This window comes from Phyllobacterium sp. 01N428 (genome assembly GCF_056399405.1).
This window is the reverse complement of record NZ_JBFTRH010000002.1, coordinates 77,794-93,144: the sequence shown is the minus strand read 5'-3', so window position 1 is coordinate 93,144 and position 15,351 is coordinate 77,794. Positions and strand designations below refer to the sequence as shown.

General features: G+C 60.8%; 13 protein-coding genes. 6 read left to right on the top strand and 7 right to left on the bottom strand.

Translation table 11 applies throughout. The annotated features are described in order from the left end of the window. The first annotated feature begins 161 nt into the window (after positions 1-161). From AC1DNI_RS08485 to AC1DNI_RS08475, 3 genes are all read left to right on the top strand, one after another. Entirely contained in the window at positions 162-3,017 is a 2,856-nt protein-coding gene (locus tag AC1DNI_RS08485) for a molybdopterin oxidoreductase family protein (RefSeq protein ID WP_477691565.1), read from the top strand. Next, on the top strand, positions 3,014-3,781 hold the full coding sequence (locus AC1DNI_RS08480) for a 4Fe-4S dicluster domain-containing protein (protein ID WP_477691564.1): 768 nt from the start codon (positions 3,014-3,016) through the stop codon (positions 3,779-3,781). The genes AC1DNI_RS08485 and AC1DNI_RS08480 overlap by 4 nt, the downstream gene beginning before the upstream one ends. A gap of 510 nt (positions 3,782-4,291) precedes the next feature. Next, positions 4,292-5,194, top strand: coding sequence for a dimethyl sulfoxide reductase anchor subunit family protein (locus AC1DNI_RS08475; RefSeq protein WP_477691563.1), 903 nt, complete (start codon positions 4,292-4,294; stop codon positions 5,192-5,194). A gap of 4 nt (positions 5,195-5,198) precedes the next feature. On the opposite strand, the gene AC1DNI_RS08470 is transcribed toward AC1DNI_RS08475, so the two are convergent. The 6 genes from AC1DNI_RS08470 to AC1DNI_RS08445 all read right to left on the bottom strand — a co-directional run bounded on the left by AC1DNI_RS08470 (position 5,199) and on the right by AC1DNI_RS08445 (position 10,715). Next, entirely contained in the window at positions 5,199-6,128 is a 930-nt protein-coding gene (locus tag AC1DNI_RS08470; protein ID WP_477691562.1) for a lipid A biosynthesis lauroyl acyltransferase, read from the bottom strand. Between the two features lie 6 nt (positions 6,129-6,134). After that, positions 6,135-7,163 (bottom strand): zinc-binding dehydrogenase, encoded by a 1,029-nt coding sequence (locus tag AC1DNI_RS08465; protein ID WP_027231751.1) that lies wholly within the window; start codon positions 7,161-7,163, stop codon positions 6,135-6,137. Positions 7,164-7,189: 26 nt separating this feature from the next. Continuing rightward, a complete protein-coding gene (locus AC1DNI_RS08460) occupies positions 7,190-8,467 on the bottom strand; it encodes a beta-ketoacyl-ACP synthase (protein WP_477691561.1) in 1,278 nt (425 codons plus the stop codon). Positions 8,468-8,478: 11 nt separating this feature from the next. Then, on the bottom strand, positions 8,479-9,663 hold the full coding sequence (locus AC1DNI_RS08455) for a beta-ketoacyl-ACP synthase (RefSeq protein ID WP_477691560.1): 1,185 nt from the start codon (positions 9,661-9,663) through the stop codon (positions 8,479-8,481). Between the two features lie 73 nt (positions 9,664-9,736). Beyond that, positions 9,737-10,018: an acyl carrier protein gene (locus tag AC1DNI_RS08450; protein WP_027231748.1), complete on the bottom strand. Its 282-nt coding sequence runs from the start codon at positions 10,016-10,018 to the stop codon at positions 9,737-9,739. A gap of 106 nt (positions 10,019-10,124) precedes the next feature. Continuing rightward, a complete protein-coding gene (locus tag AC1DNI_RS08445; RefSeq protein WP_477691559.1) occupies positions 10,125-10,715 on the bottom strand; it encodes a histidine phosphatase family protein in 591 nt (196 codons plus the stop codon). Between the two features lie 102 nt (positions 10,716-10,817). Here AC1DNI_RS08445 and AC1DNI_RS08440 point away from each other — a divergent pair, with 102 nt between their 5' ends. From AC1DNI_RS08440 to AC1DNI_RS08430, 3 genes are all read left to right on the top strand, one after another. Next, positions 10,818-11,774, top strand: coding sequence for an AEC family transporter (locus tag AC1DNI_RS08440; protein WP_477691558.1), 957 nt, complete (start codon positions 10,818-10,820; stop codon positions 11,772-11,774). A 142-nt stretch (positions 11,775-11,916) separates the two neighbouring features. Then, a complete protein-coding gene (locus AC1DNI_RS08435; RefSeq protein WP_477691557.1) occupies positions 11,917-13,374 on the top strand; it encodes an NAD-dependent succinate-semialdehyde dehydrogenase in 1,458 nt (485 codons plus the stop codon). Next, the gene (locus tag AC1DNI_RS08430) at positions 13,375-14,403 is read left to right on the top strand and encodes an aldose epimerase family protein (RefSeq protein ID WP_477691556.1); all 1,029 of its coding nucleotides are present in this window, start codon (positions 13,375-13,377) and stop codon (positions 14,401-14,403) included. On the opposite strand, the gene AC1DNI_RS08425 is transcribed toward AC1DNI_RS08430, so the two are convergent. Next, positions 14,400-15,317, bottom strand: a complete 918-nt coding sequence (locus AC1DNI_RS08425) for a sugar kinase (RefSeq protein ID WP_477691555.1) — start codon at positions 15,315-15,317, stop codon at positions 14,400-14,402. The genes AC1DNI_RS08430 and AC1DNI_RS08425 overlap by 4 nt on opposite strands. Between the last annotated feature and the right edge of the window lie 34 nt (positions 15,318-15,351).

Sequence of the window (15,351 nt, the reverse complement as noted above, 5' to 3'; positions counted from 1 at the left end):
ATACACCGCTGCAAAACCGCTAAGATGCTTCCGAGTCGGGCAGGCTCTCGCAGTCGAGGCTGAAGCGCTTCGCCAAACTGCAACTGATCGACTGTTACAGGATTGTTTTCACTACGCATTGTGAAACAATCGGGTATGCAAACAGCGGGGCGACTCAAGAGATGAATTCAGAACCAGACCTTGCCCTGTCGGAGCCGGTTGGTGATGAAGTTCGCAAGACCACCTGCTACATGTGTGCTTGCCGCTGCGGCATCGATGTCCATCTGAAGGATGGCAAGGTCCGCTATATCGAGGGCAATCGCGATCATCCCATCAACAAGGGTGTGCTCTGTGCCAAGGGCTCTGCCGGCATCATGCAGCACTATTCGCCCGCGCGCCTGCGGGCGCCGCTCCTGCGCACCGGGCCACGCGGCTCCGGCCAATTCAGGGAAATCAGCTGGGACGAGGCGCTGTCGCTCGCCGTGGATTGGCTGAAACCGGTACGAGAAACCGCGCCGCAAAAGCTGGCTTTCTTTACCGGACGCGACCAGTCGCAGGCCTTGACCAGCTACTGGGCGCAGAATTTCGGCACGCCGAACTATGCTGCCCATGGCGGCTTCTGCTCGGTCAACATGGCCGCCGCCGGTATCTATACGATAGGCGGTGCGTTCTGGGAGTTCGGTGCACCGGATTGGGACAAGACCAAGCTGTTCGTGCTTTTCGGCGTTGCCGAGGATCACGATTCCAACCCGATCAAGATCGGCATTTCCAAGCTGAAAAAGCGGGGCGCGCGCTTTGTTTCGGTCAATCCCGTCCGCACCGGCTATTCCGCCATCGCCGACAACTGGATCGGCATCCGGCCTGGCACCGATGGCCTGCTGATCCTGTCCATTATCCATGAACTCTTTCGCACCGGCCGCATCGATCTCGACTATCTGCGCCGCTACACCAACGCCCCCTGGCTGGTGATCGACGATCCGGGTCATGAGGATCATGGGCTCTTCCTGCGTGATGATCTCGGCAAGGCGCTGGTGCGCGACCGCGCCACCGGGGCACTCGTTCGATTTGACGAGCCCGGACATGTCGCCGATCTCAACGCGGATTTCATGACTGCCGACAATCGCAACGTGCGCAGTGTCCTTCGCCTGATGGCTGAAAAATATCTCGATCCGAAATATGCGCCGGAGGCAGTGGCGGCCGAAACCGGGATCGACGCAAAGACCATTCGCGGCCTTGCCTCCGAGATCGCGCGGGTCGCCTTCGAGGAAGAGATCGTCATTGCGCAGCCGTGGACGGACATGAAGGGCGAGCAGCACGAGGTGATGATCGGGCGCCCGGTCAGCTTTCACGCCATGCGCGGAATCTCCGCCCATTCCAACGGGTTCCAGTCTGCCCGTGCGCTGCACGTGCTGCAGACCATCATCGGCTCGATCGACTGCCCCGGCGGTTATCGCTACAAGCCGCCATACCCGAAGCCCGCCACCGCTCATCCCCGCCCGCACGGCAAGCCTGAGCATGTGAAGCCCGGCCAGCAGCTGGCAGGACCCCATCTCGGCTATCCGCTGGGGCCCGAAGACCTACTGGTCGACCCAGACGGCAAGCCGCAACGGATCGACAAGGCCTTTTCCTGGGAGGCGCCGCTCTCGGCCCATGGCATGATGCATATGGTGATCGCCAATGCCTCGGCCGGCGACCCTTATCCCGTGGACGTGCTCTTTCTCTACATGGCCAACATGGCCTGGAACTCGTCGATGAACACGCGCGGCACGATCAGGATGCTCGAGGAGCGCGATCCTGCGACAGGCGAGTACAGGATACCCAAGATCATCTATTCCGACGCCTACTCGTCGGAAATGGTGGCTTATGCCGATCTTGTTCTGCCGGATACGACCTATCTCGAACGCCATGACTGCATTTCACTGCTCGATCGTCCTATCTCGGAGCCGGAAGCGGCTTGCGACGCAATCAGGTGGCCGGTGCTGAAACCCGACCGTGACGTGCGCGGTTTCCAGTCGGTGCTGATCGATCTTGGTGCGCGCCTGAAATTGCCGGGCTTCGTCGATGCGGATGGCAAAGCGCTCTACAAGGATTACGCTGATTACATCGTCAATCACCAGCGCAAGCCCGGCATCGGACCGCTTTCGGGCTTTCGCGGCGAGGCTGGCGAGGATGAGGGCAGGGGCGCGCCAAACAAGGACCAGCTCAAGCAATATATCGAACACGGCGCCTTCTGGGTGAAGCACATTCCGGAGGACGCGCTCTACTTCAAGCATCATAACGCGGCCTACCAGCAATTTGCCATCGACATGGGCTTCTTCGACGCCCCGCAGCCGGTCACGATCCAGCTTTATGTCGAGACACTGCAGAAGTTCCGTCTGTCCGCCGAGGGCCTGCGCCAGCCGGTTGCGCCGCAAGCGTACAAGCAGCGCCTCATCGATTGCTTCGATCCGCTGCCTGACTGGTACCGGCCGTTCGAGGAACAGGGCATCGACACGAACGCCTTTCCCTATCACGCGCTGACGCAGCGACCGATGGCGATGTACCATTCCTGGGGGTCGCAAAATGCTTGGCTCCGGCAAATCCATACGCGCAACCCGCTCTATGTTCCGGGCGGGATTTGCGACGAGCTTGGGCTCAAGGACGGCGACTGGGCGTGGGTAATCTCGCACCATGGCCGCATCAAATGCGAGATCGCGCGGACGGAGGCGGTAAACGGGCGCACCATGTGGACATGGAACGCCATTGGCAAGCGCAAGGGCGCCTGGGCTCTCGCGCCCGATGCGCCGGAGGCGACGAAGGGATTCCTGCTCAACCACCTCATCCATGAACTCCTGCCGCCCAAGGCCGACGGCATGCGCTGGTCGAATTCCGACCCGATTACCGGACAGGCGGCCTGGTATGATTTGCGCGTCCGCATCGAAAAGACCGAGGAAGGCAATGCGATGAGCGAGCCACAATTTGGTGCGATTGAACGGCCCGGCAGCCAGAAGCCTGGCGCCGACGAAATTCGCTACGGTCAGGAGTGGGCGCGCAAATGACCAGCCTGCCGCAAAACCGCACCTCCAGGAAGCTCGGCCTCGTCATCGATCTCGATGTCTGCGTCGGCTGCCATGCCTGTGTCATCAGCTGCAAGGAATGGAACACGGGCGGCTACGGCAATGCGCTCTCGGACCAGCACCCTTATGGCGGCGACGTGTCGGGCACGTTTCTCAACCGCATTCACAGTTTCGAAGTGGTGCCGGAGGGTGGTGAAGTCATCGGCGAGGCAGGCGATGCGCGCATCGTTCATTTTCCGAAGTCCTGCCTGCATTGCGAGGATGCGCCCTGCGTCACAGTCTGCCCGACCGGCGCTTCCTACAAGCGCGCCGAAGATGGGATCGTGCTTGTCGACGAGGACAAGTGCATCGGCTGCGGGCTCTGCGCCTGGGCCTGCGCCTATGGCGCGCGCGAAATGGATCTCGCCGCCGGCGTCATGAAGAAATGCACGCTGTGCGTCGACCGCATTTACAATGAGGCGTTGCAGCAGGAGGACCGGATACCATCCTGCGTTCGCACATGTCCCGCCAATGCGCGCCATTTCGGCGATCTCGGCGATCCGGCATCCGAGGTGTCGATCATGGTGGCGGAGCGCGGTGGTTTCGATCTGATGCCGGAGCAGGGGACCCGGCCGACCAACAAATACTTGCCGCCGCGCCCGCGAAAGGCACTGAGCGAGAGTGCGCCATTGGTGCCGCTTGCGGAGAACAGCGAAGGTGCGACCGGTTTCTTTGCCTGGCTCGACAGAGCGCTCGATCGGATGTGAGTTAGCATGTCAGGCCCGCTTTCCTACGATATCCCCCTCTGTCCTGCCGGACATCTCCCCCGCAAGGGGGGAGAGCGATTGGCAGCGGACTGTTTCACAAGTCAAATTCTTGGGCTCTGCGGGTTCCGTGCTTCCCACCCCCTTGTGGGGAGGGTCGGACCGAAGGTCCGGGTCGGGGTCCTTTCGACAGCGAAGCTATTCGTTTCCTATCAAGAACGCCCCTCCCGGCTGCTGCGCAGCCACCCTCCCCACAAGGGGGAGGGAAAGGTGGCGCCCTGCATTCGAAAGTCATTGACCGATGATCCACTCACCCCCCTCTGTCCTGCCGGACATCTCCCCCACAAGGGGGGAGATCAGCCTGCTTCACGGGTTGGGCTAACTACCGCCGTGCTTATTGGAAAAGAGGCTTGCGGCCATCCGATCTCCCCCCTTGTGGGGGAGATGTCCGGCAGGACAGAGGGGGGTGAACCTCACCACCTCCGCGTCCCCGCAATGTCGAGGCCGCAATAAATGCATCCAGCCTATTCGATCATCGTCTTCACGACCCTGTCCGGCCTTGGCTATGGTCTTGCCGTCGTCCTCGGGCTTGGCTTTCTCGATCCGGCCTCGCTCTCGACCAAGATCGCCTATGTCGTTTCGATTGGGCTGATCGGCATCGGGCTGTCCTCGTCGCTTCTCCATCTCGGCAATCCGCAGCGCGCGTGGAGGGCGGTCAGCCAATGGCGATCGAGCTGGCTGTCGCGCGAAGGGGTGATGGCGATAGCAACCTTCGTGCCGCTGACCTTGAGCGCCGCGCTGGCTGTCTTCGATGATCGCCACGATGTGCTGCTTGGCCTGATCACCGTCGCCGGCGCGCTGATCACCGTCTATTGCACATCGATGATCTACGCGTCGCTCAAGACCGTCGGCAACTGGAATACCCCGCTGACGCCGCTTTGCTTCCTGCTGTTTTCGCTGGCCGGCGGATTTCTGCTTGCGGCGAGTTTTGCCGGAGGCGCGCTCGGTCTCGAGCTTCTGGCGCTGTTATTCATTCTGCTTGCCCTTGTCGCCAAGATGATCTGGCGCAAGCGGGCAATGACACTCGTACCCCTGTCGACGCCGGAGACGGCAACCGGGCTCGGACATATCGGCAAGGTGCGGTTGTTCGAGCGTCCGCACGCGCTGGAGAATTACTTGACACGCGAAATGGGCTTTCGCGTTGCCCGCAAGCATGCGGCCAAGCTCTGGATGATAGCGTTTCTGAGCGGCATCGTGCTGCCGGTCGTTGCCTTGCTTGCTGCCATGGCGATCGGCGCCGGCTCCTTGGCGCAATTCGTCCTTGCCGTGGGCGTCCTCACGCACCTTCTCGGCCTCTTTACCGAGCGCTGGCTCTTCTTCGCCGAGGCCCGGCATGCGGTGATGAACTATTACTAGGTGATCAGTTCCAGCGCTTGTGGAACCACATCCACTGGCCGGGATATTCGCGCACCCAGCTTTCAACTTTGTCGTTCAAAGCTTGCACGGTGGCGGAAAGGTCTACCGCACCCTTTTCATCGCGCGGCAGTTCCATCTTTTCCTCGAGCTCGAGGCGGAAGCGACCGCCGGGCAGGCGGATGCAGCGGGCCGGATAGACATCGCAATCATATTGACGCGCGAGCTTGGCCAGAAGCGGGTTGGTCTTGCAGGGGCGATTGAAGAAGGTCGAGGGGATGCCGCGGCGGAATTTCTGGTCGACCAGCATGCCGACATTGCCGTTGGCATTAAGAACAGTCGCGAGCGACCATGCCGCTCCGGCCTTCGATGGAACGAGATGCCCCATATTGGTGCGGCGGGCGCCCAGGATGCGCTTGGCGACATAGGGATTGTTCGGCGGGCGAAACAGCGCTGTGACATTCAAATCGAATGTCGCAGCGCAGATCGGCAAGAGTTCGAAATTGCCTGTATGCCCGGTGAAGAATATGTGCGGCCGGTCTTTTTCCCCGAGCAGGCGCTCAAAGATTTCCCGGCCATGCACCTCGACAATCCCGGTCTTGTCGCTGTGAGGATCATAGTCGAAGATGGCGTCGAGGAAGACATATTCGGCAGTGAGCCGCGCCATGTTGCCCCACATGTCGCGCGCGATGTCTTGCAGTTCTTGCTCGGACTTTTCCGGATAGGCCTTGCGCAGGTTGTTCATGGCGACGCGATGGCGTCCCATCAGCGGACCGATCTTACGAGCCGCGGCGTCCATGAAATCCATCGCTGCCCGTGCGGGCAGGCGGCGCAACAGCCACAAAATGCCGAAGACGACATTCGCCGTCAGCCAGTAGTTGAACGACTTGAGCCTCTGGCTCCACCGGAACAGAGCAAGTTTCGTATTGAGCTTCATCGGAAATCAGTTGATGCGCAGGATGATCTTGCCGAAAACGTCCCGGCCTTCCATCCGTTTCAGCGCCGTGTCGATTTCATCGAAACCGACTTGCGTATCGATGACCGGATGAACGAGGCCGCGCGCCATCTTCTGCATCGCATCCGCCATGTTTTCCATGCGGCAGCCGAAGGAGCCAAGCAGCTTCAACTGCTGCTGGAACAGCATCATCAGGTTCATGTTCGTCGATACGCCGGATGTCGAGCCGCACGTGACGAGACGCCCGCCGCGCCGCAGCGACAGCATGGAGCCCGCCCAGGTGTCCGCGCCGACATGTTCAAAGACAACGTCCACGCCCTTCTTCTTCGTCAGCTTGCGCACGACGCCTTCGAAACGATCTTCGCGGTAGTTGATGACATGGTCGGCGCCAAGCGCCTTCGCCTTCTCGATCTTGTTGTCGGAACCGACAGTCGTGATGACCGTGCAGCCGATCTTCTTGGCAAGCTGGATCGCGGCCGAGCCAATGCCGGACCCTCCGGCGTGCACGAGGATCGTCTCGCCCGGCTCAAGCTTGGCGTTGTCAAAGAGCATGTGCTCGACCGTACCGAAGGTAACGGGCGCCACCGCAGCGCCGATTTCGTCGACGCCGGGGGGCGCCGGGACGAGGAGGCGAGCCGGCAGGTTGACTTTTTCCTGGGCAAAGCCGTCGAGGTGAAAGCCATGGACTCCGGATACGTGCTCGCAGAGATTGTCGCGACCTTCGCGGCAGGGCCGGCAAAGGCCGCAGGTCTGCGCGCCGTAAATCGAAACAAGCTGGCCGGGCAGCACCGAACTGACACCTGGGCCGATCGCATCGACAACGCCGGATGCTTCCGCGCCGATCGTCAGTGGCATCTTGCGCTTGGCGAAGGCCATGCCGCGCCAGCCCCAGACGTCAATGTGATTGAGCGCAACGGCCCTGATATTCACCGTGACCTCGCCGACGCCAGGCGGGGGCGGAGGGGCAATATCGACCAATTCGAGCTTGCGGTCGTCGATCAGCTGTAGTGCACGCATATCCGTTTCCTTGTTCAGGCCACGGATTAGTTCGGTTCTGCGGTCATGACAAGACAGGTATTTTGTCCACCGAAGCCGAATGAGCTGGAAAGCACCGATGAAACGCTCGCCTCTCGCTTCACATTGGGCACAACGTCGAGATCGATGGCTGGATCGGGATTGTCGTAGTTGATCGTCGGCGGGATGGTGCCGGTCTGGATCGTCAGCATCGAGAATACCGCCTCGATGGCGCCGGCCGCCGTCAATGTGTGGCCGATCATCGACTTGTTGGACGACGTCGGCAGCTTCGAGATGCGCTCCCCGAACACGGTCGACAGAGCGAGATATTCCATCTTGTCATTCTCGGGCGTGGAGGTGCCGTGGGCGTTGATGTAGTCGATCGCATCCTCTGCGATGCCGGCATCGTCAAGCGCTGCACGGACCGCTCCGATGGCGGGCGAGCCATCCGGCTTCGAACGGGTGCGGTGGAAGTCGTCGGCCTTTTCGCCGCAGCCGCGCATGATTCCAAGGACATTGGCGCCGCGGGCGACGGCTGCTTCCAGCGATTCCATCACCATCGCCCCGGAACCCTCGGCCATGACGAAGCCGTCGCGATCCTTGGAGAAGGGTTTTGCCGCCTTGTGGGCTGGCTCGTTCTGGGTGGAAAGGGCAGAGAGCAGCGAGAAGCGGATCAGGGCCTCGGCTGAAACCGAACCGTCGGTGCCGATCGACAGCACCTTGTCGCTTTCGCCGCGGCGGATCGCCTCGACGCCGAGCTGGATCGCAGTCGCGCCAGACGCGCAGGCCGTCGACAGCGTCACCGGCAGGCCGCGCGTTCCGAACTTCTCGGCGAGCTGTTCGGCGATGTAGCCGAACTCCACAGTATTGAACATGTCGACCTGCGGCGCGCGGCGGCAGGCTGCGAGAAGGAGGTCGTAGCCGGGCTCGCCTTCATTGCGGACCAGCGCATCGAGCGCGAAGCGGTTGCGCCAGTCGAGTTCGACCGGCGGCGCCGCCAGAAACAGCGGGCCGCCGAAATCATCGACGGAGAGGCCGGCCTGCGTGATTGCTTCCTCGCCGGCGAGAGAACCGAGCTTCTGCGACAGCGCGACAGCGCCCTTGTTGCTTTCTTCGAGGAAATCAACGGTGCCGGCGATCTGCGTGCGAAGTCCATCGACGGGAAAACGGGTGATCCTGTGGATACCGGACGTCCCGGATGTCAGCGCGGCCCAGTTTTCCTCCTTGCCCTGACCGAGCGAGGAAACAACGCCGAGGCCGGTAATCGCAACAAGCGGGCGGCCCAGATGATCAGTGTATTTGGACATGCGGCATATCCTTAAACTTTGACGAGACGGGCAACGCCTTCGCCGCGCGAGCCGCCGATCGAGGTAGCCAGCGCCGTGTTGACGCGCTCAGGGCCGGCCTTTTCATTGTCGGGATCGATGGGCGGAAAAGCCGTACCGTGATAGATGCTGAGCGCGGCAAGGCCAACGACCAGCGGGAACTGCGCCTCGCGGAAATGACCGAGCTTGCCGGCGATACCGCGTATGGACGAACTCGAGAATGCGTCGAGCGCTGCCTTCTCGGCGGCAGTGATGTGCTTGGCGCCTGATGCCCCGGAAATGATGACGTCATCCGGCGAGTCGGCCGTTGCAGCCCCGAGAAGCTTGGCGATCGTTTCCTTCAGGTCGTCGCGGCTGCGGCGGATCTGCGTGCTGTAGACGCCGTCGATCGCCGCATATGCGCGAGCGCCGCGCTTCTTCGCGTGTTCCTCGCTTTCGAGGACCAGGAACGCGCCGCCCGAACCGGTGACGATGCCGCCGCCGGCAGCCTCTTCACGTTGCCACAGCGGCGCCCAGCCATTCTGCAGCAGCATGTTGTTCAGCTCATAACCGAGCAGCATGTCCGGGTGTTCGGCGTTATATGCGCCGCCGACGAGAGCGTGGGTGCTCTGGCCCGAACGGATGCGCGCAACAGTTGTATCGATCGCAGAAATGCCGGAACCTTCTTCACCCATGAAAGTGCGCGAGGAACCGGTGACCTTGTGAACGATCGAAATATTGCCGGCAAGGAGATTGGAAAGCTGGGCGAGGAACAATGTCGGGCGAAGTTCCGTCGACAGTTTCTCGTTGAGCATCGTGCCGAGGTCATTGCGCACGCGCGCTTCGGCAAGGATCTGCAGGTCAACCGCAACATCGCGTTCGCCGCCGCCGGCACCAACGACCATATCCATGGTAGCGCAAAGTGCCTCGTCATCCTTGATGCCCGCATCCTGCAGCGCAAGGCCGGCGGTATAGGTACCGATGCGTTGCCAGGTTTCCATCTGCCGCTGATCGCCGCGCTTCGGTATCTGGTTGTTCCAGTCAACCTCGCCGAGCGGGTGGACCGTGTAGGGCTTGAAGGTTTCACTGTCGGTGCGCGGTTCAGCCTTGCCGCTGAAGGCCTGCCAATGGGCGTCGGCGCCTTCGCCCAGTGATGAGATCAGTCCAATCCCAGTGATGACGACGGTGTTGTTCTGCATTGTCTCGCAACACCGTCCACGCGGTGCACCCCGTTAGGTGGAAGTTGACCCGGTCCGAATCGTTGCTCGGAAATCAGGCCTTTTTGGCGGCGACGAGTTCGTCGATCTTGGCGCACAGGTTCTTCAACACGAAGTATTCTTCGGTCGGGACCTTGCCGTCATTGACTTCCTGCGTCCACTGTTCGAGCGGGATCTTGATACCGAAGGCCTTGTCGATTGCAAAAACAATATCAAGGAAATCAAGGCTATCGATGCCGAGATCGTCAATCGTATGGCTTTCCGGCGTAATGGAGTCGCGATCGATCTCACTGGTTTCGGCAATGATATCGGCAACCTTGTCGAATGTTTCGGACAATTGATTTTCCTTTTTTCTTCCGGTGCCCGTCGAAGGCACTGATGTCTGATGAGCCGGTATCTAACGTTTTTCAAGGTCTATGGAAAGACCCAAGGTTGTGCGCCGTCTAGTCGAATATAATTCGTCCAGCCACATGAATAGCTTCACCCTCTTCATTGGGGATAACCACCACGGCTTCCGTCGGCCGCGGAGTTACGCCCGTCAGAGCCGTTATATTGGCGCGATCGGTCAGCATTACCAGATTGCCGGACCCCTTGAAGCCTGTGATCAGAACGCGAATCTTTTCGAGTTCAGCGGCCTTGGCCGCGTCATCGGCGGGGAGGGGATCGAGCGGCTTGAAAATCTCGGCGGAAATGGAGCCGAACGACAGGCGCGCCGTCTCACGCGCATTGCAGGTGGAACTGGTCAGGATGCGATCGATCCGCACGCCGCGCGCCGCAAACCGTGCTCCCAATTTCTGCGCAAGCTGGCGGCCGCGATCAGAAAGCGTCTGCGTCGCCGAGCAGTCGACGGAGTGATCGACGGTTGGACTTAGCGTTCCCGAGACATCGGCGCCCTGCATGAGGATCGTATATCCACCCCGCTGGACGCGCGCCCAGGCCGCATCCGTCGCTTCAGCGGTAGAAAGAAATGCGAGCGCGCTCAACGCCAACGCGAGCATATGGACACGTAAGGGATGGATAAGCAGCCTCGACATCTGGCCTCCTTATCAGGCGAAATGGTGATTTGGCGAAGAAAAATAAAGTGAAGTCCTGGAACTGCTTGCGCGGCATGGCCCGCCCGCATATTGCGGAATGTGATGGGTCTCGTTGAAACAATCCTTGTCGTCTTCGGTGTGATTGCCATCGCCTACGCTGCAGCCCAGTTCAAGCTGCTTGATGAGCGGGTGGGCGACGGATTGTCGGACTTCGTCTTTGTCGTCGCTGCGCCGCTTCTCTTGTTCCGGACCATGGTGACGGCCGATTTCCATGGGGCTGCCCCTTGGCAATTGTGGATCAGCTACTTCATTGGTGTGGTCGTTGCCTGGATTGCATCCGATCTGGCAATCAAGGTGCTGTTCGGCCGCGACAATCGCGCCGGCGTCGTCGCCGGGGTTTCGGGTGCCTTTTCCAACCTCGTGTTCCTGGGCATGCCGCTGATGATCGGTGTCTTTGGGCAGGAGGGGTTCGCCATCCTGTCGCTGATTGTCGCCGTGCACATGCCGATCATGATGGCCGCGTCCATAACGCTGCACGAGTTTGCCCTGCGCCGCGACGGTGTGTTCGATGGCGAGAGTCATTTATCCGCGGTGGTCGCCTCATTCTTCAAAAGCCTGCTGCGCAACCCCTTCGTCATCGGTATCCTCGCTGGCTGGCTATGGCGGCTGACTGGCCTGCGGATGCCCGTCGTTGCCGATTCGCTCATTCAGACGTTGGGAAGCGTCGCCGGTCCGGTCGCCCTTTTCGCTATGGGCATGGGCCTCAAGAAATTCGGTGTGTCAGGCCATATCGCCGCTTCGCTTGTCATGTCGGCAATCAAGCTCCTCTTGATGCCGGCTGTTGTCCTTGCAGCGGCTTTGCTGATCGGCCTGCCGCCCTTTACCGCCAAGATTGCCGTCACCGCTGCCGCACTCCCTGCCGGCGTCAACTCCTATCTGATTGCGACGCGCTTCGGCACCGGGCAGGCGCTCGCCTCGAATTCCATGGTCATGGCAACGGCGCTATCGGCCCTCACGCTCGCGTTCTGGGTTTCCGTCGTCACACATATTTTCGGCTAGGCAAGGCAGTTGCAGCTTTTGGCAAAAAGGAGCAGGGTAGCCGCATCGTCTTCACGAGACGCACATTGCCAATGGCGATGCAGGGTTATCCTTCACGGAACTCACGGACAACAATAACCCTTCGAACACAGGGAGAAATATGATGTTGCAGAAATCCAGCCCGTTCATGAAGCAGGCAAACCTGATCAATGGTGAGTGGGTGGGCGCCGATTCCGGCAAGACGATCGACGTCATCAACCCTGCAACCGGCCTTAAGATCGGCACGGTTCCGAATTCCGGCAAGGCCGAAACGCGGCGCGCCATCGACGCTGCCGCCGAGGCCTTCAAGACTTGGCGCAAGACATCGGTGCTCGAGCGCGCCAAGATGATGCGCAAGTTGCACGACGCGATCCTCGACAACCAGGACGCCCTGGCCGAACTCCTCACACTGGAGCAGGGGAAGTCGCTGTTCGAGTCCAGGGGCGAGGTCGGCATGTCGGCGGCCTATATTCTCTGGTACGCCGAAGAGGCGCGGCGTACCTATGGCGATATCGTTCCATCGCCTTGGGCCGATCGCCGCATCCTCGTGACGAAAGAGCCGGTTGGCGTCATCGGGGCCATCACGCCCTGGAATTTCCCGTCCTCGATGCTGGCACGCAAGATCGGTCCCGCGCTGGCTGCGGGTTGCACGGCGGTCGTCAAGCCGGCCACCCAGACACCCTATTCCGGGCTTGTATGGGGTGCGCTTTGCGAGGAGGCCGGCATTCCGAAGGGCGTCGTCAACATCCTCACCGGTTCGGCCTCTGAGATCGGCGGCGAAATAACCAGCAATCCCCTCGTGCGAAAGATCACCTTCACCGGCTCGACCGAGATCGGCAAGATCCTGATCAAGCAGGCGGCGGACACCGTAAAGAAGGTGTCCATGGAGCTTGGCGGCAACGCTCCCTTCATCGTGTTCGACGATGCGGATGTCGACCGCGCCGTCCAGGGTGCGATGATCGCCAAATTCCGCAATTCCGGCCAGACCTGCGTGTGTACAAACCGCTTCCTGGTTCAATCGGGTATCTACGACACCTTCATCGAGAAGTTTGCTGCGGCGACCCGAAAACTCAAGGTCGGCGACGGTCTTGAAACCGGGACAGAACAGGGTCCGCTGATCGACGAGAAGGCAGTCGCCAAGGTCGAGGAATTCGTCGCCGATGCCAAGCAGAAGGGCGGCAAGGTCGTGACCGGCGGCATGCGCCATGCGCTCGGCGGCAGTTTCTACGAGCCGACGATCATCAGCGACGCCAAGGAAGACATGCTCTTCACCAAGGAAGAAATTTTCGGTCCCGTCGCGCCCGTCTACAAATTCGAGACCGAGCAGGAAGCCATCGACCTTGCCAACAACACTGAGTTCGGCCTTGCGAGCTATTTCTATACGCAGGACCTTGGCCGCGTGTTCCGCGTTTCCGAGGGGCTCAAATACGGCATGGTGGGCGTCAACGAAGGCATGATCACCACGGTCGAGGCACCGTTTGGCGGTGTAAAGGAATCGGGCCTCGGCAAGGAGGGCGGACATCAGGGCATCGAAGACTATCTCGATACGAAATATGTCTGCGTCGGAGGTCTCGGCCTCTAAATGAACACTGAGTTATTCGGCCATACGCCCGAGGGCGAAGCAGTCCACCGCATCACGATCTCCGGCGGGGGACTGACCGCCAAAGTTCTGACCTGGGGCGCAGTCATCCAGGACCTGCGCCTCAAGGGCCACGAACCGCCGCTGGTCCTGGGCTATCAGGACTTCGCCGACTATCCGGCACACTCGCCCTATCTCGGCGCGACGGTCGGCCGTTCGATCAACCGTATTCGTGGCGGCGAACTCACGATCGACGGCGAGACCTATGCGCTGGAGCGGAATTTTCACGATCGGCACAATATTCACGGTGGGAGCCGGGGTGCCGGCAAGCGCAGCTGGGACGTCGTCGCCGTCGGCTCGGATTATGTGACGCTCACCATCCAGCTTGGTGATGGCGAGATGGGCTTTCCCGGCAATCTCAACATCACTTGCACCTATATGCTGGAATCGAAGGGCACACTCGCAATCCGAATGGATGCGGTGACCGACAAGCCCACCATCTGCAATCTTGCCCACCACAGCTACTTCAATCTCGATGATGGCGGCGCGACCGATGCGCTTGACCATCAGGTGCGCATCGATGCGGCGGCCTATCTGCCGGTCGATGCCGATCTCATTCCCGACGGGCGGGTTCTCCCGGTGGCGGGCACGACGCATGATTTTCGGGATTACCGGTCGATCCGCCGCGAAGAAGGTGGCGCCCAGGTGGTCTATGACAATAATTTCTGCCTGTCGAGCCAGCGCCAGCCCCTGAGGCGGGTCGCATCTGCCAAGGGCGCGAAGTCGGGCGTCGAGATGAACGTTCTTACCACGGAACCCGGCGTGCAGTTCTATGCCGGCAATACGCTGGGCGGGCGTTCACCGATCGGGCTGACAGGAAACACCTACGATAATTATGCCGGCTTCTGTTTCGAGGCGCAGGTCTGGCCGGACTCAACCCATTTCCCGTATTTCCCGCAGGCAATACTTCGGCCGCAGGAGACCTACAGCCAGATGACCAAGTACAGCTTCAACAAGGCAAAGCAGGCTTAAGCATCAAAGGCCTTGCGCGCTTCCCTCATCGGGGCAAGCGCGCCGTGAAATTCGACGACGCGCGCCGCCACCTTGTGCGCCCGTTTTGCGGCCGCAACCGGATCGAGATCGGCGAGCCGGGCGGCGATATAGCCGCCATTGAAGCTGTCGCCAGCGCCGGTCGTGTCGACCGCATTGGCTTTGGCGGCCTGTACGTTGGTACTCACGCCTCCCGAAACGACCAGCGCTGGCTCCGTTCCATCCTTGACGACGATTTCCTTGACGCCATAGCTCGCAAGGCGGGCCGCCGTATCGGCGGGCGTGACGTCGCCGAAGAGCGCGTTTTCATCCGGGAATGTCGGCAAGGCGATATCGCTGACATGGAACGCGTTGCTCAATACCTGTCTCGCCGTCTCGGCATTTTCCCACAGACGCGGACGATAGTTGGCATCGAATACGATGAGCGAACCGTGACGCCGCGCATTGCTGACGGCGTTGAGCACAGTCTGGCGGCTCTTTGGGCTCAAAATGCCCATGGTGATGCCGGAGAAATAGATGATACGGCGGCCTTCAAGGCTCCTGGCGAGCGCATCGGCGTCATCCGCCAACTGACGCGCAGCGGCGTCATTGCGCCAATAGGTGAAGGACCGCTCGGCACCAGTCAAGGTAATTGCGTAAAGGCCGGGCCGGGCGCCGACAATCGTCGGGCTGTGGGCCGTGTCTATCCCATTGTCGCGCAAGAATGCCTTTTGCTTGACGGAAAAGGGATCGTCGCCAAATGCGGTCACGTAGTCGACGGCGAGGTCTGGATCGGCGAGGGCCCGAACATACCAGGTGGTGTTCAGCGTATCGCCGGCAAAGCCCATGCGCCACTGGTCGCCATTGGCGCCCGAGAGTTCGATCATGCACTCGCCGATAGCCGCAAATCCGTTCATGAAGTCCTCCGCAATCCGGTCGGTTGCGACTGAT